The organism is Actinoplanes sp. NPDC051405 (assembly GCF_055586185.1).
On the sequence record NZ_JBVJIR010000002.1, the window covers coordinates 150,798 to 172,191 of the forward strand.

The following is a 21,394-nucleotide window of genomic DNA, read 5'->3' on the forward strand; positions in this document are numbered from 1 at the left end:
ACCATCGGATGTCGCACGGCCGAAACGCCCCCGAAACCGCTGCCCGCGGTGGCTCCCTAGAGGAGCGTGCCCTGCACCGCCCAGGCCCGGGCGGTCAGCCGGATCGAGCCGTCCGGCTCCGTCGGCAACCGGGAACGCAGCAGCTCCCGCAGAGCCGTGCGCTGCTGCTCGGTCAGTGACGCCACGTAACCGGGAGCAGCGCCCTGCCCGCCGAGGAACGGCCGCCAGAAGTCGGCGAAGTCGGCGAACACCGTCGGCACCTCGATCGCCCTGGTCGCGACCGCGCCGAAGCCCGCACCGGACCACAGCTCGGCGAGCGGCCCGGGCGCGCACAGCGTGAAGCGGCGGCCCTCGTCGAACTTCACGGAACCGGGATCGAGCGTCGCGGCGGCGTCCCAGAAGTGCCGCATCATCGCCATGCCGTCCCCGTAGTCCCAGACGTACGCGGCGGCCACTCCCCCGCTCGCGGTGACCCGGGCGAACTCGGCGGCGGCCCGCGGCGGCTCGGGCACGAAGTTGAGACAGAGACCGCTGACCACGACGTCGAAGCGGCTGTCCGGCACCGGCAGCGCGCGGGCGTCACCGGCGGCGAACCCGGTCCGCGGACCGCCGGCGCGGGAGCGGGCGTCGGCCAGGAAGCCCGGCGAGCGGTCGACGCCGGTGACCCGGTCCGGTGCCGTGGCGAGCGCGGCCGTGGTCAGGGCGCCCGGTCCGCAGCCGACGTCCAGCCAGGACCGGCCGGCGGGCACGGCGAGCCAGCTGACGAACTCGCGAGCGACCGGACGGCTCCACCGGCCGACGTACGCCTCGTACGCGTCGCCGACCTCCCACACCTCGTGGCCCATGGCGACGACCTTACGACCGGCCCGCACCCACGTCGCGTGCCGGGCGCCGGCTGCCGACACTGCTGGGCGTCTGCGCGCTGATCGCCCTGCTGATCATCGCGGGGACCCGCTTCGCCTCGTCCCCCGAGGTGCGCGCCGTGCCGCCGGCGCCGCCGTTCCTGCCCGCGCCGGCCTCGACCTCGGCCACGCCTGTCCCCGGCCCGCCGTCCGCACCGGCTTCGGCCCCGCCGAGCGCCCGCCCCGGCTCGCCGATGCGACCGGCGACGGCCACCACCTCGCCGCGGCCCGCCCGCACCTCGAGCCGGGCCACCACCGCAGCGGCGCCCGCCCCCGGCCCGGTGAGCGGCCGGTACCGGGTGGTCGACTCGTACGACAACGCGTTCATCGGGGAGGTGCTGGTGGCCAACTCGTCCGGGCGGGACAGCGACTGGCGGGTCGAGCTGCGGTTCCCGCCGGCCGTCGGCGACCTGATCACCTCCTGGGTCGAGTCGGCCCCGCAGGCGGCCCTGCGCCGCTCGGGTGACCGCTTCATCTGGTCCTCCGGCGTGCCTGTCCCCGCCCGCGGGCAGGTCGCTCTGCGGTTCCACTTCTCCCGTTCCGGCTCCGGCAACCTGCCCTCGGCCTGCACCGTCAACGGTCAGGGCTGCTCCGGCTTCGGGTGACCCCGATCTCATCGCGGCCCCGGGTGCATCCACCACCGGGTCCGGCACCGAAGCCTGGTCATGCCCACCACGCTGTCCTCTGCACTGCGGCAAGTGCGCCAGGCTCCGCGCCTCGTGGAGGTCCTCGGTGACGGTGTCCGCGCCGCCGCCGCGGTGGGCGGGTCCGGCACCATCGGTCTGCTCCGGGAGGCGATCGCCGGCCCCGACGAACTGACCGCGGTCGCTGCCGTGCACGCGCTGGGTGCGGTGGACGACGACGCCGCGGGCTCGGCCCTGGCACAGCTGCTGACCCACCCGCGCGGTTACCTGCGGGAGCACGCCTCCTGGGCCCTGATGGCGCAGCCCCCGCGCACCGACGCGATGGACCCGCTCGTGACGGCCGTGGCGGCGGGCGGCTTCGCCGGGATGCTGGCCCAGCGGACCCTCGCCCGGTGGGACGCCACCGGCGGGCTCCGCGAGGTCGCGGTGCTCGCCGCCCTGCTGGTGGCGCTGGCCGGTGAGCGGGACACGCCGGCCCGGACCCGGCTGGTGGAGACGCTCGGGCTGCTCGGCGGTGAGCACGCCGGGCGCGCGGTCGGGGAGATCGCGCTCGACCTGACCGAGCCGCTTCCGGTCCGGATCGCCGCCACGGCCGCGCTCGGTGACCGCCAGGGCGACCTGGCCGCGGCGCGGACCGTCGGCGAACTCCTGGCGGCGGGCGGCGAACTCGGCGCGGTGGCCCGGCTCGCGGCGTTCGACCTGGGACTCGTGCCGGCCGGGGCTGGGGCCGTACCGGAAGACGGCCTGACCGTCGCCCAGCTCTTCCTGCACGCCGACCTGGACCGGCAGCTCAGCCGGGCCGGAGCCGGCGACAACGGCGGCATCGCCACGCTGCTGGTCCGCCTCGGCGACGCCCTCGCGGCCGAGCCCGGCATCGCCCGCGCCCTGACCCTCTCCCGGGGCACCGCGACCGCCGCCTTCGACGCGCTGCGGCCCGGTCCCGGCCACCAGCTCGCGGCCGTACCGCTGCTCAGCCCGGCCGTCGGCGCGGCGGCGGCCTGGCCCACCTGGGTCGCGGCCCGCCGGGGCATCCGCCGGCTGTTGCGCGCCCACCGGGTCGACCTGCTGCACCTGCGGATGGCCGACGTCGGCAGCCTGGCCGCGGCCGAGGCGGCCGCAGAGCTCGGCATCCCCGTCGTGTTCACGCTGGCGCCGGACCCGCACGGCGCGATCGACGCGCTCGACCGCAGCGGCGCCCTGGACCGGGCCGGCTTCGGCGCGATGGACGAACGCGAGCACTTCTGGTTCCGTTCGCGCCTGGTCAGGCGGCTGACCGCCGACGCCGCGCACGTCGTGCTCTTCCCGCGGCCGCGGGTCCGCGACGACCTGCGGCGCCTGGTCGGCATCGACGTCGACGCCGAGCCGGACCGCTACACGGTCGTGCCCGAGGGCATCGACCTCACCGTCATCGAAGCCGCCGAGACGGCGGCGGAGCCCGCCGAGCTGACGGCCCTGATCGCGGCGCTGCCGCCGCACCGGCAGGGATTGCCGCTGGTGCTCAGCGTCGGGCGCCTGCACCGGGTCAAGGGCATGGCGACCCTGGTACGCGCCTGGGCGGACCACCCCCACCTGTGGCAACGCACCAACCTGGTCCTCGTCGGCGGCGACCTGGGCGACCCGTCGCCGGACGAACGCGAGCAGCTCGACCTGATCGCGGACATCGTCGCCGGCAGCCCCGCGGCGGACGGCCTGCTGCTGCCCGGCCACCGCCCCAACGACGAGGTCGCCCGCTGGCTGGCGCTGGCCCGTGCGGGCGGACCCCCGGCGATCGGCCCCGGCGGCGTGTACGTGTGCGCCAGCCTCAAGGAGGAGTTCGGCCTGGCCCTGCTCGAAGCGCTCGCCGCGGGCCTGGTGGTGGTCGGACCGGACGCCGGCGGACCGCCCACCTACATCGAGAACGGGCACACCGGACTGCTCGTCGACACCAGCAACCCGGACGAACTCGCCGCGGCCGTGGCCGCCGGGCTTGATCTTGCGGCCGCCCCGCTCCAGGCTGCGCGGGTGGACCGGGCCCGGGAACGGATCCGGTCCGGGTTCACGGTCAGCGCGATGGCCGCCGCCCTGCGCACGATCTACACCGCCGTGACCAAGGAGGTCGACCCGTGACGCTGCTGGTGATCAGCCCGGACTACGCCTCACACCTGCTGCCGCTGGTCACCCTCGCGACCGCCTGGCGTGACGCCGGCGAGCGGGTGGTGGTCGCGACCGGCCCGGCGACCGCGCCGATCGTGCGGGCAGCTGGCTTCGAGTGGACCGACCTGCCGCTGGGCCGCGGCTCCAACCCCGGCGTCATCCGGGCCGAGCAGCAGCCCGCCGGCGAGGACGAGGCGCTGCGCGGCTTCTTCGCCGCGACCCGGCGCGGCCTGGTCGAAACCCTGCGCTTCCAGGCCCGGGCCCGGCGCGCGGACCTGCTCTGGGACCCGGTCGGCCGCGCGTACGCGGTCCGCGAGGCGGTCGCCGCGGTACGCCCGGACCACGTCATCGTGGACCACCTCGCGTTCAGCGCCCGCCTCGCCCTGTCGGCGGACCGGGTGCCGCACGCGGACGTGGTCCTCGGGCACCCGTCGGCCCTGCCGGTCGGCGGCGAGGTCTACGGCTTCCCGACGGACTGGCCGGCCGCGTTCACCCCGGCCCCCGCCGAGCTGGCCGAACTGCACAAGGCCTGCCGCGACGTACGGTCCGCGTTCACCGCCGAGTGGAACGTGGCGTTGCGCAGCCTGTCCCGGACGGCGCCGCTGGTGTCCGACGCGCTCGCCGAGCACGGCGACCGGCTGCTGTTCAACTACCCGGAGGCGCTGCACGACCCGGCCCGTACCATGCTGCTGCCCCCGCACGTCTTCCTCGGCTCGGCGGTGCGGACCGAGGCAGTGCCCGACGACATCCGGGCCTGGCTGGACGCGGACGACCGGCCGGTGGTCTACGTCAGCTTCGGCAGTTTCCTGTCGGCCCGCGGCGACGTGCTGGCCACGGTGCTGACGGCGCTGCGCTCCCTGGACGTACGGGTGGCGGTGGCGACCGGCTCGGCCCGGAACCTGCCCGAGCCGGGCAAGGACTGGCTGGTCCGCGACTACCTGCCGCAGACGGCCCTGCTGGCCCGGGCCGCGCTGGCGGTAACCCACGGCGGCAACAACAGCGTCACGGAGGCGCTGACCTTCGGCGTACCGATGCTCGTGCTGCCGTTCTCGACGGACCAGTTCGCCGGGGCCGCGGCCATTGAACGCGGCGGGGCCGGCGTGGCCCTGGACCCGAACGCGGCGTCGGCCGCGGACGTGATCGACGCCGTACGGGATGTCCTGGCCGGCACCGCGCCGGGGGTCGCCGCACAGCTCGGTGTGCAGCTGCGGACGACTCCGGGCGCGGTCTCGGCTCGCCGGGCGCTCTGCTAGTTCGCCCCGTTTTGTTGGTTCGGCGTCGCCGTGCCCGTTCGGCGTCGGCGTCGGCGTTGCCGTCCCCGTCGGCGTCAGGACAGGACCTCGTCCCATTCGCGGATCTCGTAGGAGCGGACCACGCCCTCGAGGACGAACGGGTCGCCGGCCACGAAGGCCTCGGCGGACTCGCGGGTCGGGAAGATGGCCATCGACCCCTGGTTCACCGGGTCGCCGAAGGTGCCGACCATGAGGATGTCGCCGCGGTCGTGGAACTGCCCGATCCGGCTCTGATGCGCCGGGAAGTGCAGCGGCGCCTTCTCCATGACGTCCTCGGCCGGGGTGTAGAACAGCACGTACTTCACGACGCCAACTCCTTGGTTCGGACCTACGTTCGTCTTGGCTAACCGTAAGCTACGACTTACGGATCTTCGGCGCAAGCCCCGATTTCTTCCGCCGGCCTGCTCTTCCGGCGGCCTGCTCTTACGGCGGCCCGCGATGCAGGTCACATCTCCAAGGCGGTCGATGGGATTACGATGAGCTGCAAGTGACACGTTCAGCGCGCTCCGGGGTCGGTGCAATTCCGAACCGGCGGTGACAGTCCGCGACCCGACCGCAGCCGGCGGCCGGTTGACCCGGTGAAACTCCGGGACCGACGGTGAAAGTCCGGATGGGAGGCGGCGCGCGGACGGTACGGCTATCCGCGTGCGCGGTCCTCCCCGGCGTGCACCTCTGTCCCCCGGAGGTGCAGACGGTGCACTGGCTCGATCAACTGCTCACCGCGTTCTACGACGCCAAGTGGCAGGTCACCGACACCCAGGCCATCTACTGGCGCGAGATAGTCGGCAACGCGTTCGGTCTCGGCTCAGCTCTGTTCGGCCTGCGCCGCAACTGGTGGGCCTGGCCGGTCGGCATCGTCGGCAACGTGCTGCTGTTCACGGTGTTCCTGGGCCAGGCCCTCGGCAACGACCAGGGCACCCCGCTTTACGGCCAGGCGTCCCGGCAGGTCTTCTTCATCATCACGAGCGTGTACGGCTGGTGGCTCTGGCGGCAGAACAGGCACTCGGCCGGTGGGGCCGCGGTCGTACCGCATTGGGCTTCCGGCCGGCAGCGGGCTCTGTTCATTCCTGTTGCGCTGGTCGCGGTGGTGCTGTGCTTTTACGCGTTCCGGGCGATCGGGGCGGGGTTCCCGGTGCCCTGGTGGTATTACCTGGCCGATTCGTGGATCTTCGTCGGGTCTATTCTGGCTACGTATGCGATGGCTCGTGGCTGGGTCGATTTCTGGCTGTGCTGGATTGCGGTGGATCTCGTCGGGGTGCCTGAGTTGCTGCATTTCGGGTACTATCCTTCGGCGATTCTCTACGCCGTTTATGCGGGGTTTGTGATTTGGGGATTTGTGGTTTGGCTGCGGATTTCCCGTCGTGAGGAGCCTCCTCGGGTTGGCTCTCCCGCTATGGAGACCGTTGGCTGAGCCGATTTTCTTGCGGTGGACGGTTGGGGGCCGGGGTGACCAAGATCGGCTTGAGGAGCAGCTATGCCGTTCTTGGTCACCCCGGCCCCCAACCTTGCATGGTTTCCTGTTCCGGGTGGGTTATTGGTTGCTCGCTGCTGGGTGCAGGGCTTTCTTGGTGAGCCCCTTGCGGTGATGGGTCTGGCTGCCGCGCTGTGGTCTTTGCCGGGAATTTTGTCGGGCAGGCCGGCGTGGGTGGTGGGTCTTGCGTACGCACCTCGCCGGTTGCGGTGATTGCTTGGTGGCGCGACCACCACCGGACCGGCGATCTCCTCTTCATTGCCGCGGGCATCCGTATCCCATCTGCTGCACGCGCCAGGCGTCGCCGGGCATCTGGGCGGTGAATGGTTCGCCGTGGTCTTCCCAACGCCGCCTCGCCATTGACGCCGCGATCGCCGGCCACGCCCGAGTTCCGGCCTAGTCACCGTTACCGTCGGCGTCGGCGTCGGCCTCGGCGCGGAGATTGGGGCGTGCCGGTTACCCAGGCGTTGTTGTGGGTCGGCATCGCGTTCTGCCGGGCGGAGTTGCTCCCGGCCTGTCGTTATCAACCGGGAGAGGCTGTCCACGACGGTCGTGAGCTGTGCTCCCTTGGTTAGGCGCGGGCGGTGCGCCCTAGGCGGGATGGGTTGCCGTCGCAGCGGTACTGCACGATTGTGGCGTTCAGGTGGTGCTGCCGCCGGCTGGCGAGAGGCACAGGCCCGTGCTGACGCTTTGCAGGAATGAGAAGTAGCCCTCTGGGACCAGGCGCCAGGTTCGGGCGGGATCGCCGTCGCAGTGGTACTGGACGATTGCGATGTTGTCGCCGCCGAGGCCGCCGGCCGGGGACAGGCACAGGCCGCTGTTGACGTTCCTCGGGTGGAAGCCGTCGCCGGTGTAGTCGTCGACGAGGTTCCACAGGCGGGCGGGGTTGCCGTCGCATTCGAACTGAACGGCGGCGACATTGAGGACGCTGCTGCCGCCGGCTACGGTCAGGCAGGGACCGCTGTTGGAATTCGGAATGAGGTACGCGCCGAGCAGACTCCATCCCCGGGCCGGTTCCTGGTCACAGGCGTACTGGACGAGGACCACGTTGATGGTGGTGCTGCCGCCCGCGGGAGACAGGCACAGGTTGCTGAGCACGTTGCGGATCAGGTAGCCGTTCGGGCCGTTCACCTGCTGCCAGTAGCGAGCCTGATTCGTGTCACAGGCGTACTGCACGATGGGCAGGTTGAGGCCGCTGCCGCCCCCGGCGGGAGAAAGGCATTGGCCGGTGGCCACGTTCTGAATGCGGAACCGCCCGTCGGTGCTGCGGCTGTGCAGCTGTCGCCGCCACCACAAGAATGGATCGGCGCGGTCGTCGAAACGTACGGGTGAAAGAATGGGATGTGTCGACGTCGGCCAGCATTCCGCTTCAGGCCGGGATCAGCGCGCGGTGGCCGGCTTCGACGCGCTGGCCGTAATAGGTGCCGGCGAGCACGAGCGTGATCCCGGCAACGGCGATCGCGGTCAGGTGCTCGCCGGCGATGCCCACCCCGATCAGCACCGCCCACACCGGTTCGGTGCCCAGCAGCAGGCTCGCGCGGGCCGCCGACGTACGGCGGATCGCCCACAGTTGCACCAGGAACGCGAACACACTGCAGCCCAGCGCGAGATAAAGCACACCGAGCCACTGTCCCGGCTCGAAGGCCTGCACCGCCGAGGGCAGGGCAGGTGCCGCAAGCACCGTGAACAGGACCGCGCCGACCATCATCTGCAGCCAGGTGAGCGTCACCGTGTCGTACCGCCGGCCGTCGGTCAGCCGCCCGGACAGCGTGACGTGGGTGGCGCGAACGACGGCCGCAGCGAGCATCAACGCGTCGCCGGCCGTCGGTGCCCGCAGGCCCGGTCCGGCGACGAGCAGCACCACGCCGGCCACCGCCACCGCCGCGGCCACGAAGAACCGGCGCGGCAGCCACCGCCGGCGCACGGCACCCTCCAGCGCCGGCGTCAGCAGGATCGTCAGGCTGATCAGCACCCCGGCGTTGGTCGCGCTGGTCAGCGCCACCCCGTACGTCTCCAGCACCAGCACCGACGCCTGGGTGAGGCCCAGCAGCGCCCCGACCCGTACCTCCGGCCGGCTCAGCCGTCGCACGGCCATGACCGGCGCCAGCGCGACCGCCGAGACGAGGAAGCGCAGCGCCAGCACGGCCAGCACCCCACCGACCAGGACGAGGGTCTGGGCGACCAAATAGCTGCTGCCCCACACCACCGCCACGGCCAGCAACAACAGATCGCTACGGCGTATCGACATGGTCGCAGCCTGGAGCCGGTCTATCGTGAAGACAAGACACGTACCTCTCAACTGATGGTGTAGTGACACCTAATGGATCTGCACCACCTGCGTCTGCTCAGGGAACTCGGCGACCGTGGCAGCCTCGCCGCCGTCGCCCGGGCGATGCACATCACCCCCTCGGCCGTCTCCCAGCAACTGCGATCGCTGCAACGCTCGGCGCGCGTGCCACTGACCGAGCGCCGCGGCCGCCGCCTCGTGCTGACCGAGGCAGGCCGAGCCCTCGCCGCTGCGGCCATCGAGGTCTCCACCGCGCTCGACCGCGCCGGGCGAGCCGTGGACGCCTACCTCGACAATCCGGCCGCGCCGGTCACCGTGGCCGCCTTCCACAGCGCCGGGCTCGCGTACTTCGGCCCGCTGCTCAGCCGGGCCGGCCTACCCCCGCTGCGGTGCTCGGACCAGGACGTACCGCAGGTCGGCTTCCCGGCCCTGGTCGCCGACTACGACCTGGTGCTGGCGCACCGGCTGGCACACAGCCCGCCCTGGCCGGCGGACCGGCTCACCATCGTGCCGCTGGTCCATGAACCGCTGTACGTCGCGATGCCCGCAGGTCACCGGCTGGCCGCGAAGACATCCCTCACCACCGGCGACGTCGCCGCCGAGCCCTGGATCAGCGTCCGCGAGGGATTCCCGATCGAAGGCGTCCTCACGGCGATAGCAGCGGCCGCCGGCCGGCCCATCGATATCGTCCACCGGGTCAACGAGTTCACCGTCGTGGCCGCGATCGTGGCCGCGGGCGGCGGGCTCGCGCTGCTGCCCGGCTACACCAGCCGGCCCGATCCCGGCGTGGTGCTGCGGCCGCTGGCCGACCTGCCGGTCGGGCGTCACATCGACGTTCTGGCTCGCCCGGAGAGCCTGCACCGGATCGCGGTACGCACGGTCCTCGACGCGCTGCACGAGATCGCGGCCGAGTCGAGACGCCCGCCTCGAGCGTGACGGCGGCGCCAAGCCGTGGGATTCGGCGGTCCGCCCGACCGGACACCAGCAGATATCGACAAACATCAGTAGGGTCGGGCACTGTGAACCGACTGACGATCTCCTGGGCCATTGGTGCCGTTGCCGTTGCGCTCCTCAGTGGGTGCTCCTCGGATGAGCCCCCTCAGGCCGGCACGGCTGCGCCCGCAGCGTCCACGTCGTCCGTGGCGCCCAGCTCCGCTCCCGTCGACGGGCCTGCGGCGTCGGCTTCGGCCGCTGCGACGGGAGGGACTGCGGCGCTGTGCGAGAAAGTGGCTGCGGCCAAGGCGGCGTTGAATGAGGAGCTCAAACGGGTGGTCGCTCCCGGCGGGAAGGTGCCGCCGGCGGAAGGCAAGAGGGTGATGACGGGCCTGGCCGCCGCGCTGAGCGATCTCGCCGCTTCCGGCGACGGCGAGCTGGGCGACGCGCTGGATGGACTATCGGCCGAGGCGTCGAAGGCGGCCGCTGCCGCCGACCCGGTCCAGGCGGCGATGAGTCCGTCGTTCGACGCGGCGGGTCAGAAGGTCGACAAGGCCTGTACGAAGCCTTGACCGTAGTCAGCGATCTCCTGCCAGCGAGGCATAGGCGGGCAGGCCGGGGGTCGACGCCGAACTCCTACGCAGGACCCTGAACGCCGACCGCAGTGTTGCGCCACCCTGCCGGCCATTCCCCCGCCTCCTTTCGGGTGGGTGGCTATTGATACGGGTCGGTTATCTCGCGGAGTTTGGTGAGGATCTCGTGGAGCCGGATCGTGGTTCGCCGGCCCAGGTGGTCGGTCCATTCCTGCTGGACTTTTCGTTCGGTGCGACGGGCCACCTGTTGTGCTTGCAGGCCGCGGTCGGCGAAGACGACCAGGCGGGCGCGGGCGTCGGTGGCGTCCGGGATGCGGCGTACGTAGCCGGCCCGCTCGAGCTGGTCGACCGTGAAGGTCACGGTCTGCTTGGTGACGCGCGCCCGCTCGGCCAGGTCGGTGACCCGGGTGCCCTTGGCGCCGACCCGGGCGAGCACGCGCGCTTGGGCGACCGTGATGTCGTCGAAGCCGGCCGCGGCGAGGTCGGCGAGCACCCGGTCCTCCATGGCGCGCTGGACGATGAAGCACAGCAGCCCGATGTTGAGCGCGCCGTCGTCGGCCGAGGCGGTCGTATCGGTGTCGGAGACCTGTCCGTCCGGTGGACCCGGCATGCGTGAACCCCTTGACAATAGTTCGAACATCGAATCAGGATGGTACCATTGTCGAACTAGTTGGAGGTGCCCATGGACGCGGATGCCGTCTGGCGGGTGATCGACGACGAACGCAGCCGCCTGGCCGATCTGCTGGAGGACCTCAGCGAGTCCGATTGGCGTACGCCGTCGCTGTGCCGGGCCTGGACCGTACGTGACGTCGCCGCGCACCTGACGCTGGCCCACACCGGGCTGCTCTCGGCGACCGGTTCGCTGGTCCGCTCCGGTGGCAGCTTCAACCGGATGGTCCGCGACACCGCCGTCAGGCAGGCGCGGCTACCCGTGCACGAGTTTCCGCGGCGGTTGCGGGCCATGGTCGGATCCCGCCGCACCGCCCCGTTCATCACCGAGGTCGAGCCGATGATCGACATTCTGTGCCACGCCCAGGACATCGCCCGGCCGCTCGGACGGCCGTACCCGATGCCGGCAGCACCGGCCGCGATCGCCGCGACCCGGATCTGGGCGCAGCCCTTCCCGTTCTGGGCCCGGCGCCGGCTGCGGGGCTTCGAACTGGTGGCGACCGACGCGCCGTGGCGCGCCGGCGGCGGCCTGCGGGTGAACGGACCGGTCTCGGCGCTTCTGCTGCTGGTGTCGGGCCGGCCGGCCGCGTTGGCCGAGCTGAGCGGGCCGGGGGCGGCGAAGCTGGCCGGGACGTTCGCGCGCGACGCGGGGCCGGACCGGTCAGCTCGTCCCTCGACCACCACGGACGCCGGTGCCTCGTCTCCGAAGGAGCGGTCATGACCTACTACGCGCACGTCGTCGACGTACCGGCCCCGGCCGAGATCTACGACGCCACCCATGCCGAGCTGCTGCGCCGCACCGGCGGGGACGTCGACGGGCTGATCGTGCACCTGTGCCGGGCCACCGAGGGTGGCTTCCAGGTGCTGGAGGTGTGGACCGAACGGGCGGCCAGCGAGCGCGCCGATCGAGAGCTCGTCGGGCCGATCCTCGCCGCGCAGGCACCGGACGCGCCGTTCGTGCCGCCCCACGTCGAGGAGTTCACAGTTCGCGGGCTGGTCGTGCCCGCCGGCGGCATTGCGACGTGAGCCATGCCGAGGATCACCAGCGATGTCGATCCCGCCACGCTCACCGGCCTCGGCCTGGGCCCGCGACCGGTGTCAGAGCTCGAGGCGATGGTGGCGGCGCAGTCCGGCCGGCGGATGCACCTCCTGACCGTCCGGCTGGAGGCCCACCCGTACTCCCGGCCGGCCTTGACCACGGCGGCTCGTTATCTGGTCAGCGGCGTCGCAGCCGACGACACCGGCCGGACCCGGGACTACGCCTTCTTCGTCAAGCTCGTTCAGGCCTGGACCCGGTCACCGCTGTCCGAGCAGGTGCCCGCGCCGCTGCGCGCGCAGCTGGCGCCACTGTTGCCCTGGCGGACCGAGCCGGACGTCTACCGGGGCGACCTCGGCCGGCGCCTGCCCCACGGGATCAGCCTTCCCCACGCCCGTCTGGTGACCGACCTGGACGACGAGTCCGCGGCCATCTGGCTCGACCGCGTCCCGGCGCGCACTCTCCAGTGGGGCGCCGGGCACCATCGGCACGCGGCCTACCTGCTGGGACGGCTCGCCGCCAGCGCGTCCGTGGCTCCGCTGGCCGCGCAGGTCCCGGTGGGCCGGACCGTGCGGCGGTTCGCCGAGCACTGGCTGGGCGTCAACGTCGTACCGGACCTCCTCGGGGAGGACCTGTGGCAGCAGCCGAACGTTGCCGCGACGTTCGATCCGGATCTGCGCCGGAGGATCCTCCGCGCCGCGGCCGCCCTGCCCGAGCTGGTCGACGAGCTGGAGTCCCTTCCCGTGATGACCGCGCACGGCGACGCCTGCACCGACAACCTGCTGCACACCTCCCTCGGCGACGACATCGTCCTGATCGACTTCGGGTTCTGGGGCACCGCGCCCGTCGGGTTCGACCTGGGGCAGCTCCTGCTGGGCGAGATCCAGCTCGGACAGCGTCCGGCCCGGACGTTCCCGGACCTCGAGGAGGCGTGCCTGCCGGCCTATGTGCAGGGCCTGCGGGACGAGGGGTGCATGGTCCCGGTCCATCAGGTACGCCGGGCGCACGCGATCGCCACGACGCTCTTTCACGCCATCCCGTCGATCCCGTACGAGCACCGGAACGCCGGGGCCGGGCGGGAGATGCGCGACCTCTTCGCCAACCGGGCCGCCATGGCCCGGGCCGTCCTCGACCTCCTCGACGCCACCGAGGACAAGTCCGTCGTGCGGCACGGCCGCTAGCATCGTCGGCATGGCGACGCGGCTCGTGCAGATCACCATGAAGGCCTGGGACGACTCCGCGCTCGGCGGCTTCTGGGCCGGGGCGCTCGGCTGGGAGCTGTCCAGCGAGGGTCCCGGCGTGACCAACCTCGAGCCCGGAGGGTTCGTCTACCCCGATCCGGTCGCCGTCTGCGTCGACCTCGTCACCTCCCCGGAGCCCAAGACGGTGAAGAACCGCGTCCACCTCGACCTCGCCACCACCTCAGCGGCTCACCGGGCGGAACTCGTCGCGCGGCTGACCGGCCTCGGCGCGACACCCGCCGACATCGGCCAGGGTGACGTCCCGTGGACGGTCATGACCGACCCGGAAGGCAACGAATTCTGCGTGCTGGACTCGCTGTACGAGGACACCGGGCCGATCGCCTCGGTCGTGGTGGACTGCGCGGACCCGCGCGCCATGGCCCGCTTCTGGGGCGAGGCCATGGACTGGACCGTGCACAAGGTGACCGACGACAACGCGGTGCTGCGCTCCGCCAAGGGCGTCGGTCCCTATCTGCTGTTCCTGCGTACACCTGATACGAAGACCGGGTGGAACCGCGTTCACCTCGATGTGCGCCCGTACCCGGGCGACGACCCGGCTGCGGAGGCAGCCAGGCTGCGGGCCCTCGGCGCCACCGCAGTCGACCTGAGCCCGGACGAGGTCCCGTGGACGGTTCTCGCCGATCCGGAGGGCAACGAGTTCTGTCTGCTCGCCCCGGCCTGACGTGAGCTGTCCTTTCACCGGGACACCAGCCCGCGGGGAGACGTCAGTCCACGAATGTCACGGTCTCCGACAAGGGTGCGCGGCGGACACGCGGAGGCGTGAACGCCGGATCGGCGAAGCCGATCGACATGCCGCAGAGCAGCATCCGCTCGGGCGGTGGGGCGGTCACCTCCGCGACGCTGCGGTGGTACTCCGCCCACACCTCCTGGGTGCAACTGTCCAGCCCTTCGGCCCGGACCAGCAACATCACCGTCTGGAGGTAGATGCCCACATCGGCCCAGCGCGGCGCCGGCATGTCCCGGTCCAGGTAGCAGAACAGTGCGGTGCCGGCGCCGAAGCAGTTCCAGTTCTCGGCCCGGATCCGGGCTCGTCCGGCGCCGTCGCCGCGGGCGATCCCGCGCGAGCCGTACAGGGTCTCCCCCAGCGCCGCCATGCGTCCGGGGTAGGGCGGGCGCAGCTCGGGCGGGTAGTGCGCGAACTCCCGCTCGTCGCCGGAGTCGCCGGCGGCGACCCGACCGGCAACGGTCCTCTTCAGCCGGGCCAGCGAGTTGCCGACCAGGACATAGACATGCCATGGCTGCACGTTGCTGCCGGACGGGGCAGCGACGGCCGCGGCGAGCACTCGCTCGAGAACCTCGCGGGGGACGGGCTGGTCGGTGAATCGGCGGATCGACCGCCTCGTCCGTACCGCGCTGTAGACGTCCATCGGTCCATCAGCCTCGCACAGTCGCCGGCCGCGGGCACGGAGGCCGGGTCAGCGCGAAGTAGGACGCGGCGGCCACCAGCAACCCGGCACCCCAGAGTGTGTAACCGCCCATCTCCAGCAGCAACGGCAGGAAGGGGCCGCCGAAGTCACCGCGGATCCAGGCGATCATCCCGGCGATGCCGAAGTACGCGGTCAGGCTCGCCCCCATGAACAAGCCGGTGCCGAGCACCAGCCAGCGCGGCACCGCCCGACCACGCAGCGGGCCCGTCCAGGCCGGCCAGATCCGGCCCCAGCGGTGCACCAGGGCCAGCGGCAGCAACGTGCCGGCCAGGCTCATCAGGACCAGGAAGACCACCAGCGCGGTCAACGACGGGCCGTTCGCCCGGCTCCCCGGAGCCGGCCACCGGTCGGCGATCGTGTCGTTGAGCCACACGCTCATCCGGGCCACGTACCCGGTCACGGCCAGGTAGGCGCCGATGAAGGCCCAGCCGGGTGCCTGCTCCGCCCGGCTCTCCGGCGACCTGCCGTGGACCCGGCCGCAGGACTCGCAGGGACGGGCGGCCAGCCGCCGCTCGCCGGCCGCGATGATCAGGCAGAGGACTCCCCCGGCGACGCCGCTGCCGGTCGCCAGCAGACTGGCGACTGCGCCCGGCCGGGCGCCCTCGAACAGCAGCACCACGACGATCACCGGGAACAGAAACGAATACACACACATGGCAGCGCCTGCCGCGGCGTTGAACGCGGCGAGCACGTAGCGGCTGCTGTCCTTCACCTCGCGGCGATCGGCAGCAGCGGCGACGAGGCACCCGACCGCCGCGAGGACGCCCAGAACGACGGGGACCCATCCGCCCGGGTAGTACGACTCGCGACCCTGCAGGAAATACGGCCCGCCACGGACCGCCCACCAGACGTGGACCACGACGTAGGCAATCAGCCAGGTTCCCGCGACGAGCCGGACCCGTCCATTGACCATCATGACTCCGACCCCATGGTCGCAGTCTCTGCGGCCCGGCTTAGGCGACGCTGAGGGGTTCTCAGCCACTACTCAGATTTGGGCGCCTTGAGCGCGTGGAAACGGCTTGGTCTCTGCCCGAGCCGCGCCGACGTCCGGCCGTAGGGCCGGGCCGGCCGCCGTCCGCGTTGACGCTGCTCAGCTACGGGTCACCCAGCTGGGATTGGCGATGACGAACTCGTCGACAGAGTCGGTCTTCACCGACTTCAGCAGATCCATGCTCGTGTCGCTGAGGATCTCCGCGCTGCCCACGCCCGGGATGTTCTCGCTGTTGAATTTGCCGTTGTTGGTTTTGATGGTGATCAGGTCTTCCGGGCGGATCCCCCGCAGGGCGAACACCCAGTCCTGCAAAGGGATGCCGCCGTCGTCGACCGTCATGGTCCTGCCGACCGCTTTCAGCAGGCCCGGCAGCTTTGTCGGGGAGTCCAGCCCGCTGTCCATGATGTTCTTGATCAGCGCCTTCAGGAACTGCTGCTGGTGGCGCTGGCGGCCGTAGTCGTAGCTGTCGTCCTCCAGCAGGTCGCGCTGGCGGACGAAGTCCAGCGCCTCTGACGGGGTGAAGCAGCGGTTGCCCTTGCGGTAGATGTTCGGGGTCACGCCGGGGATCTTGGCCCGCAGGGTGCCGTCCGGGTTGATCCGGTACGGCGCCGTCAGTTTTCCTGTCTTGTTGTCGTGGCCGTAGTGGATCGATGTTGTGGTGGTGTCCACGTACATGCAGACCTTGCCGAGGACGTCGACCACCTGGCGGAAGCCCTGGAAGTCGATGATCGCGCCGGCGTCGGGGGTGATGCCGGTGAGGCTCTTCACCGTTTTGGCCAGCAGGGTGAAGCCGCCGGTGAGGGCCTTCTGGCCGGTCAGGCCGCGGCTGCCGTACGCGAACGCTGCGTTGATCTTGTTGCGGCCGCCGGCGTACCGCTGTGCGCCGTTGTCGAATTCCGGGATCCGTACGTAGCTGTCGCGTGGCAGCGACACCAGGTACGCCTGTTTGTGGTCGGCCGGGATGTGCAACAGGATGATCGAGTCCGACCGGGTCGGCTTGCTCGGATCCTGGCCGGGCCGGGTGTCCAGGCCCACCAGCAGGATCGTCTTCGCGCCCTTGACGCTGACCCGCTTGGTCTCCACCCGGGTCTCGCCCAGCAGGTTCTGCTGGGTGACCGTCTCGGTGGCCGTGCCCAGCAGCACCCGGGTGCCCGCGACCGCCGCCCCGCTGCCCGCCATCAGCAGCGCGCCGACCACCACACACCACAGCGCCCAGCGCGGCGAACGCCTCGTACGGCCCTTCTTCGCCGGCGCGGGGGCACGGTCGCCCTGCTCCCCTGTCGTCTGCGCTCCACGGCTCGCACGCTTGCTCACAGCACCTGCTCCCGGTTCAGGACACGCTCCGGCCGCAGTCGTGCCGCGGTCGCCGCGTGCCGTCGGGCCCGGGCGTCGGCGGTGGCGCGCGGCGTTCCGGCCGCGTGTCCCCGCACCGCGTCACGGCGTGCGAACGCGGTGCGCCGTTCTCGTTCGATCATGGTTGCCCCCTCGATGGAGACGACGGGTACGGAACATGAGAACGTTGCGAAATTCTGGGTGAACAATCGAAGAGCGTCGCCCTCATCACGTCGCAGGCAACCGGGCACCCGCCGCGAGTAGCGTCGCCACCATGAGCACCCCCGGCCCTGAGCAGAGCGGTCGTCCCAGCGGGCCGCTGTCCCGTGCCGGCGGCTCCGGCCGCGCCGGCGACGACCGTCCGCCCGCCCCGCCGCCGTGGCGGGTCGAGGGTGCGCCGCCGGGCAGCAACGGTGCCAAGACGCCGCGTCCGGCCTGGCAGCGCTTCGGCTGGATGCTGCTGGTGCTGCTCGCGCTCAACTGGATCATCTCCTCGACCCTGCTGGCGCCCGAGCCGCGCACCGCGGTGTCGTACACGTTCTTCCTGACTCAGGTCGACGCGAAGAACGTCGCGGACATCACCTCGACGGCGGACACCATCGAGGGCACGTTCACCACGAAGACGTCGTACACGCCGGTCGGTGGCAAGGCCGAGCAGGTCGACCGGTTCACCACGCAGCGGCCGTCGTTCGCCGAGGACAACCTGTTCGCCAAGTTGCAGGCGAACGGCGTACCGGTGAATGCCAACCCGCCGGACGCGCCGCGGCCGATCTGGCAGCAGGTGCTGCTCGGTTTCGGGCCGACCCTGCTGCTGGTCGGGCTGTTCATCTGGTTCCTGCGCCGGGCCGCCGCCGGGGCCGGCGGCGGCATCGGCGGGTTCGGCAAGTCGCGGGCCAAGCTCTATCAACCCGAGGGCGGCCCGCGTACGACGTTCGCCGACGTGGCCGGCATCGAGGAGGTGGAGCAGGAGGTCACCGAGATCGTCGACTTCCTGCGCGAGCCGGAGAAGTACCGCAGGCTCGGCGCGCAGATCCCGCACGGCGTGCTGCTGTCCGGCCCGCCCGGCACGGGCAAGACGCTGCTGGCCCGGGCGGTGGCCGGCGAGGCCAAGGTGCCGTTCTTCTCGATCTCCGCCTCCGAGTTCATCGAGATGATCGTCGGGGTCGGCGCCAGCCGCGTGCGGGACCTGTTCGAGCAGGCCAAGAAGGTCTCCCCGGCCATCATCTTCATCGACGAGCTGGACGCGATCGGCCGGGCCCGCGGCGGCGCGCAGTCGCTCGGCGGCAACGACGAACGCGAGCAGACCCTCACCGAGATGGACGGCTTCACCGGCAGCGAGGGCGTCGTGGTGCTCGCGGCCACCAACCGGCCGGAGATCCTCGACCAGGCCCTGCTGCGCCCCGGCAGGTTCGACCGCCGGGTCACGGTCAGCCCGCCCGACCTCAACGGCCGGCGCAAGATCCTCGAGGTGCACACCCGCGGCGTGCCGGTCGCGCCCGAGGTGGAGCTGGGCGCGATCGCCTCGGCGACGCCGGGCATGGTCGGCGCCGACCTGAAGAACCTGGTGAACGAGGCCGCACTGCTGGCCGCCCGGCGCAAGCACGAGCAGGTGGCCGTGGCCGACTTCAGCGACGCGCTGGAGAAGATCGTGCTCGGCACGGTCCGCGGCATCATGCTGACCCCGGAGGAGAAGGAACGCACGGCGTTCCACGAGTCCGGCCACGCGCTGCTCGGCATGCTCACGCCGGGCGCCGACCCGGTCCGCAAGATCTCGATCATCCCGCGCGGGCAGGCCCTGGGCGTGACCTTCCAGAGCCCTTCGGCCGACCGGTACGGCTACTCGGCGAAGTACCTGCGGGGCCGGATCATCGGCGCGCTCGGCGGGCGGGCGGCCGAGGAGGTCGTGTACGGCGACATGACCACCGGCGCCGAGAGCGACCTCGACCAGGTCAGCAGCACCGCCCGGCAGATGGTGGGGCGCTGGGGCATGTCCGAGGCGATCGGCCCGGTGACGGTGCTGCCGCCGCCGGGCAGCGAGTCGCCGCTGGGCCTCGACGGCGTCGCGCCGGCCACCAAGGAGCTGGTCGACGCCGAGGTCCGCAAGATCGTGGACGAGTGCTACGACGAGGCGCTGGGCCTGCTGCGGGGGCACCGCGAGCAGTTGAGCGCGCTGGCGCACCGGCTGCTGGAGGCGGAGACACTGGACGAGGCGGACGCCTACGCCGCGGCCGGAATCGACCGCGAGCAGGCGCCGGGCGCGGTGGCCCGCGGCGAGATCCCGGGCACGCCGCCGGCGCCCGGCCTGCCACCCGGGGACGCGCCGGCAACAACCCAGGACGGCCAACCGGTGGCCGCGACCCGCGACTGATCAAGCGAGAAAGAACGATCACTGGCCGCGGCCCGCGGTCCATCGGGCCAAAGAGCGACCGCCACGGCCCGCGATCAGGGGGTCCAGGGCCATCATCCGGTCGCAGGCCGCGACCCGGTTCCCGACCGGCCCCGACCAGATCATCGGGGTGCCGCCGATGGGAACAGCAGATCCCCGGCGAAGAGAGTCCAGCGTGGTGGGCGCGGTGACCGTCACGTCGGCGCCGCGGAGCGGGATGTCCGCGGAGGTGTACGCGCCGAAGCTGCGCCGCAGGTAGGGGCCGAGCACCGGACCGGGTTCCGCGGTCATGAGCTGGGCCAGCAGCACCGGCGGCACCCCAGGCCCCAGCCGCCGTCCGGGGCGAGCCAGCTGCTGCGCTCCGGGACAGCGCCGCCCTCGTGGGAAGAGTCACCCGTTGTCCCGACGCGGCGGAGCGCACGATCGCGTCCAGGAGCCGGTGACGTTCGACGGCGTGGTGGAAGTCGGGAGCAACCGTGGTGCCGTTGAGCAGGTCGTCCCGGATCGTGGCGTAGGCGTGCGCCAGCGAGTGGCTCACGGTGCCCGCGAGGCCGGGATAGAGGTCGTAGCCGCTGGGCAGGGTCAGCTCGGTCAGGGGATTCCGGCCCCGGGCACCTCGTACCGCGACGGGACCGAGGTGCGGGAACTCGCCCGCGGCGACCTGGAGCCGTCCTTCGGTGCCGTCGACGGTCAGGGAGTAGCCGGCATCTGAGACCGCGCCTCCGCGGTGGTGGACGGACAGGAGGGCCCCGCCCGTCACGGTGCCGGAGATCGCGATCTGATCCTCGGCGGTCATGGGAACGACCTCGCCGGTGTCGCCCAGTGGCACCCGTGGCCGGCGGGTCGCGGTCGTGGCGACCACCTCCCGCAGCTCCCCGATCATCATCGACACCAGGTCGATCGCGTGCCCGAACGCGATGGTCAGCATCGTCGATCCGAGCGTGCGGTCGAGCGTGTACACCTGCCGCGGGGACACCGGTGTTCCCCACTCGGTGGAGGAGGCCACGACCGTGGCGGATAGGACTTCACCCAGGTACCCCTGGGAAAGGAGATCGGTCAGCCAGCGAAAGGTGGGCGACGAGCGCCCCTGGAGGCCGGCGAACGTCCGCGTCTCTCCGGCGGCGCGCGCCATCTCCTCGGCCTCGCGCAGATCGACGGCGAGCGGCCATTCGCAGAGCACCGGCGTTCCCGCCGCCAGCGCCGGCAGCACGAGGGCACGGTGGTGAGGCACTTTGACGGCGACGACGACGAGGTCGACGTTCTCGTCGGCGGCGAGCTGCTCGACCGACGCGTACGCGGGTACGTGATAGGCCGCCGCGGCGGCGCGGGCCGAGGCTTCGGAGCTCGTCGCCAGCGCGCGGAGCTCGATGCCGTCGACGGCGGCCAGCGCGGGCAGGTGGGCCCCGGCCGCCCAGCCACCGCCGGCGCTGAGCCCGACGATGCCGACGCCGATCGGTGTCATATCGGCCGATCCTGCAGTTTCTGGAGCCCGACGACGCGCAGCAGATCCAGTTTCTGCTCGTCCTCCGAGCCGGGTGCGGCCGTCATCAGCACGATCGTCTGGTCGCCGGGGCCGCCGGTGAAGTTGTCGCAGTCGGGGTGTGCGTCACCGGGATCGAGCGAGCGAAGTACATCCAGGCGACGTTGCGCTCGAGCCGGGGCTGGCTCGACGGATCCCCGAACAGCACGGCCCAGAGCGGGTTCCACAGCACCAGCTCGTAGCTCGCGGTGTGCATCGCCGCCGCGACCGGCGCGTTGCGGAAGCGGTCGACCATCCGCTGGGCGGTCGGCGTGACCAGGCGGGGCACGCTTCCCTTCGGCGGGAGGGCCGCCCCGGCGACCCGGAACAGGTGCTCCCGTTCCGCGTCGCTGAGCCGCAGGGCCCGGGGAAGCGCGGACAGCAGCTGCGGCGAGGGGTTGCGTGCGCGGCCCTGCTCCAGCCGGACGATGTAGTCGACGCTGATCCCGGCGAGCAGCGCCATGATCCCACCGACTGCGAATGCGCCGGTGGTATTGCCGGTCCTACCGTCCAACGA

Annotated in this window: 23 protein-coding genes, 1 pseudogene and 1 riboswitch; of the genes and pseudogenes, 11 read left to right on the top strand and 13 right to left on the bottom strand. The window is 71.8% G+C overall.

From position 1 onward, the window contains the following. Window positions 1–56 precede the first annotated feature (56 nt). Together ACZ6S4_RS05045 and ACZ6S4_RS05050 are read right to left on the bottom strand one after the other, a co-directional pair. Window positions 57–845 carry a class I SAM-dependent methyltransferase gene (locus tag ACZ6S4_RS05045; RefSeq protein WP_465473642.1) on the bottom strand — a complete coding sequence of 263 codons (789 nt, stop codon included), beginning with the start codon at window positions 843–845 and terminating at the stop codon, window positions 57–59. A 10-nt stretch (window positions 846–855) separates the two neighbouring features. Continuing rightward, a complete protein-coding gene (locus ACZ6S4_RS05050; protein ID WP_465473643.1) occupies window positions 856–1,230 on the bottom strand; it encodes a hypothetical protein in 375 nt (124 codons plus the stop codon). Here ACZ6S4_RS05050 and ACZ6S4_RS05055 point away from each other — a divergent pair. The 3 genes from ACZ6S4_RS05055 to ACZ6S4_RS05065 all read left to right on the top strand — a co-directional run bounded on the left by ACZ6S4_RS05055 (window position 1,202) and on the right by ACZ6S4_RS05065 (window position 4,932). Then, the gene (locus tag ACZ6S4_RS05055; RefSeq protein ID WP_465473644.1) at window positions 1,202–1,507 is read left to right on the top strand and encodes a hypothetical protein; all 306 of its coding nucleotides are present in this window, start codon (window positions 1,202–1,204) and stop codon (window positions 1,505–1,507) included. The genes ACZ6S4_RS05050 and ACZ6S4_RS05055 overlap by 29 nt on opposite strands. 93 nt (window positions 1,508–1,600) lie before the next feature. Continuing rightward, window positions 1,601–3,652, top strand: a complete 2,052-nt coding sequence (locus ACZ6S4_RS05060; RefSeq protein WP_465473645.1) for a glycosyltransferase — start codon at window positions 1,601–1,603, stop codon at window positions 3,650–3,652. Then, window positions 3,649–4,932, top strand: a complete 1,284-nt coding sequence (locus tag ACZ6S4_RS05065; RefSeq protein ID WP_465473646.1) for a glycosyltransferase — start codon at window positions 3,649–3,651, stop codon at window positions 4,930–4,932. Before ACZ6S4_RS05060 ends, ACZ6S4_RS05065 begins: the two co-directional genes overlap by 4 nt. A 74-nt stretch (window positions 4,933–5,006) precedes the next feature. On the opposite strand, the gene ACZ6S4_RS05070 is transcribed toward ACZ6S4_RS05065, so the two are convergent. Then, window positions 5,007–5,276: a YciI family protein gene (locus ACZ6S4_RS05070; RefSeq protein WP_360554827.1), complete on the bottom strand. Its 270-nt coding sequence runs from the start codon at window positions 5,274–5,276 to the stop codon at window positions 5,007–5,009. A gap of 192 nt (window positions 5,277–5,468) precedes the next feature. Next, a riboswitch (FMN riboswitch) is annotated at window positions 5,469–5,597 on the top strand. A gap of 68 nt (window positions 5,598–5,665) precedes the next feature. Here ACZ6S4_RS05070 and ACZ6S4_RS05075 point away from each other — a divergent pair. Continuing rightward, window positions 5,666–6,382, top strand: coding sequence for a nicotinamide mononucleotide transporter family protein (locus tag ACZ6S4_RS05075; protein ID WP_465473647.1), 717 nt, complete (start codon window positions 5,666–5,668; stop codon window positions 6,380–6,382). Window positions 6,383–7,081: 699 nt separating this feature from the next. Here ACZ6S4_RS05075 and ACZ6S4_RS05080 read toward each other — a convergent pair. Together ACZ6S4_RS05080 and ACZ6S4_RS05085 are read right to left on the bottom strand one after the other, a co-directional pair. Continuing rightward, window positions 7,082–7,738 (bottom strand): RICIN domain-containing protein, encoded by a 657-nt coding sequence (locus ACZ6S4_RS05080; RefSeq protein ID WP_465473648.1) that lies wholly within the window; start codon window positions 7,736–7,738, stop codon window positions 7,082–7,084. Window positions 7,739–7,811: 73 nt separating this feature from the next. Then, entirely contained in the window at window positions 7,812–8,690 is an 879-nt protein-coding gene (locus tag ACZ6S4_RS05085; protein WP_465473649.1) for a DMT family transporter, read from the bottom strand. A 72-nt stretch (window positions 8,691–8,762) separates the two neighbouring features. On the opposite strand from ACZ6S4_RS05085, the gene ACZ6S4_RS05090 reads away from it, so the two are divergent. Both ACZ6S4_RS05090 and ACZ6S4_RS05095 read left to right on the top strand, forming a co-directional pair. Further along, a complete protein-coding gene (locus ACZ6S4_RS05090; RefSeq protein ID WP_465473650.1) occupies window positions 8,763–9,665 on the top strand; it encodes a LysR family transcriptional regulator in 903 nt (300 codons plus the stop codon). A gap of 290 nt (window positions 9,666–9,955) precedes the next feature. Next, the gene (locus tag ACZ6S4_RS05095) at window positions 9,956–10,234 is read left to right on the top strand and encodes a hypothetical protein (protein ID WP_465473651.1); all 279 of its coding nucleotides are present in this window, start codon (window positions 9,956–9,958) and stop codon (window positions 10,232–10,234) included. 142 nt (window positions 10,235–10,376) lie between these two features. Here ACZ6S4_RS05095 and ACZ6S4_RS05100 read toward each other — a convergent pair whose 3' ends face one another. Beyond that, the gene (locus ACZ6S4_RS05100; RefSeq protein ID WP_465473652.1) at window positions 10,377–10,865 is read right to left on the bottom strand and encodes a MarR family winged helix-turn-helix transcriptional regulator; all 489 of its coding nucleotides are present in this window, start codon (window positions 10,863–10,865) and stop codon (window positions 10,377–10,379) included. A gap of 72 nt (window positions 10,866–10,937) precedes the next feature. On the opposite strand from ACZ6S4_RS05100, the gene ACZ6S4_RS05105 reads away from it, so the two are divergent. Genes ACZ6S4_RS05105 through ACZ6S4_RS05120 form a run of 4 tightly spaced genes read left to right on the top strand, consistent with a single transcriptional unit; the run spans window position 10,938 to window position 13,883 of the window. After that, window positions 10,938–11,645 carry a maleylpyruvate isomerase family mycothiol-dependent enzyme gene (locus ACZ6S4_RS05105; RefSeq protein WP_465473653.1) on the top strand — a complete coding sequence of 236 codons (708 nt, stop codon included), beginning with the start codon at window positions 10,938–10,940 and terminating at the stop codon, window positions 11,643–11,645. Continuing rightward, window positions 11,642–11,950 (top strand): hypothetical protein, encoded by a 309-nt coding sequence (locus ACZ6S4_RS05110; protein WP_465473654.1) that lies wholly within the window; start codon window positions 11,642–11,644, stop codon window positions 11,948–11,950. Before ACZ6S4_RS05105 ends, ACZ6S4_RS05110 begins: the two co-directional genes overlap by 4 nt. 3 nt (window positions 11,951–11,953) lie before the next feature. Then, the gene (locus ACZ6S4_RS05115) at window positions 11,954–13,141 is read left to right on the top strand and encodes a phosphotransferase (RefSeq protein WP_465473655.1); all 1,188 of its coding nucleotides are present in this window, start codon (window positions 11,954–11,956) and stop codon (window positions 13,139–13,141) included. Between the two features lie 10 nt (window positions 13,142–13,151). Then, the gene (locus tag ACZ6S4_RS05120) at window positions 13,152–13,883 is read left to right on the top strand and encodes a VOC family protein (protein WP_465473656.1); all 732 of its coding nucleotides are present in this window, start codon (window positions 13,152–13,154) and stop codon (window positions 13,881–13,883) included. A gap of 43 nt (window positions 13,884–13,926) precedes the next feature. Here ACZ6S4_RS05120 and ACZ6S4_RS05125 read toward each other — a convergent pair whose 3' ends face one another. The 4 genes from ACZ6S4_RS05125 to ACZ6S4_RS05140 all read right to left on the bottom strand — a co-directional run bounded on the left by ACZ6S4_RS05125 (window position 13,927) and on the right by ACZ6S4_RS05140 (window position 17,115). Next, entirely contained in the window at window positions 13,927–14,589 is a 663-nt protein-coding gene (locus ACZ6S4_RS05125; RefSeq protein WP_465473657.1) for a nitroreductase, read from the bottom strand. Window positions 14,590–14,596: 7 nt separating this feature from the next. Then, window positions 14,597–15,565, bottom strand: a complete 969-nt coding sequence (locus ACZ6S4_RS05130) for a hypothetical protein (RefSeq protein ID WP_465473658.1) — start codon at window positions 15,563–15,565, stop codon at window positions 14,597–14,599. A 174-nt stretch (window positions 15,566–15,739) separates the two neighbouring features. Further along, window positions 15,740–16,954, bottom strand: coding sequence for an LCP family protein (locus ACZ6S4_RS05135; protein ID WP_465473659.1), 1,215 nt, complete (start codon window positions 16,952–16,954; stop codon window positions 15,740–15,742). Next, window positions 16,951–17,115, bottom strand: a complete 165-nt coding sequence (locus tag ACZ6S4_RS05140) for a hypothetical protein (protein ID WP_465473660.1) — start codon at window positions 17,113–17,115, stop codon at window positions 16,951–16,953. Before ACZ6S4_RS05140 ends, ACZ6S4_RS05135 begins: the two co-directional genes overlap by 4 nt. Window positions 17,116–17,246: 131 nt before the next feature. Here ACZ6S4_RS05140 and ftsH point away from each other — a divergent pair, with 131 nt between their 5' ends. Then, on the top strand, window positions 17,247–19,340 hold the full coding sequence (gene ftsH / locus ACZ6S4_RS05145) for an ATP-dependent zinc metalloprotease FtsH (protein WP_465473661.1): 2,094 nt from the start codon (window positions 17,247–17,249) through the stop codon (window positions 19,338–19,340). Between the two features lie 18 nt (window positions 19,341–19,358). Here the strand turns inward: ftsH and ACZ6S4_RS05150 are convergent, their stop codons facing one another. The 3 genes and pseudogenes from ACZ6S4_RS05150 to ACZ6S4_RS05160 all read right to left on the bottom strand — a co-directional run bounded on the left by ACZ6S4_RS05150 (window position 19,359) and on the right by ACZ6S4_RS05160 (window position 21,340). Continuing rightward, the gene (locus ACZ6S4_RS05150) at window positions 19,359–19,667 is read right to left on the bottom strand and encodes a hypothetical protein (protein WP_465473662.1); all 309 of its coding nucleotides are present in this window, start codon (window positions 19,665–19,667) and stop codon (window positions 19,359–19,361) included. A gap of 136 nt (window positions 19,668–19,803) precedes the next feature. Then, a pseudogene (locus tag ACZ6S4_RS05155) lies at window positions 19,804–20,820 on the bottom strand (Gfo/Idh/MocA family protein); the annotation flags it as partial. 85 nt (window positions 20,821–20,905) lie between these two features. Then, window positions 20,906–21,340 (bottom strand): helix-turn-helix domain-containing protein, encoded by a 435-nt coding sequence (locus ACZ6S4_RS05160; protein ID WP_465473663.1) that lies wholly within the window; start codon window positions 21,338–21,340, stop codon window positions 20,906–20,908. Window positions 21,341–21,394 lie beyond the last annotated feature (54 nt).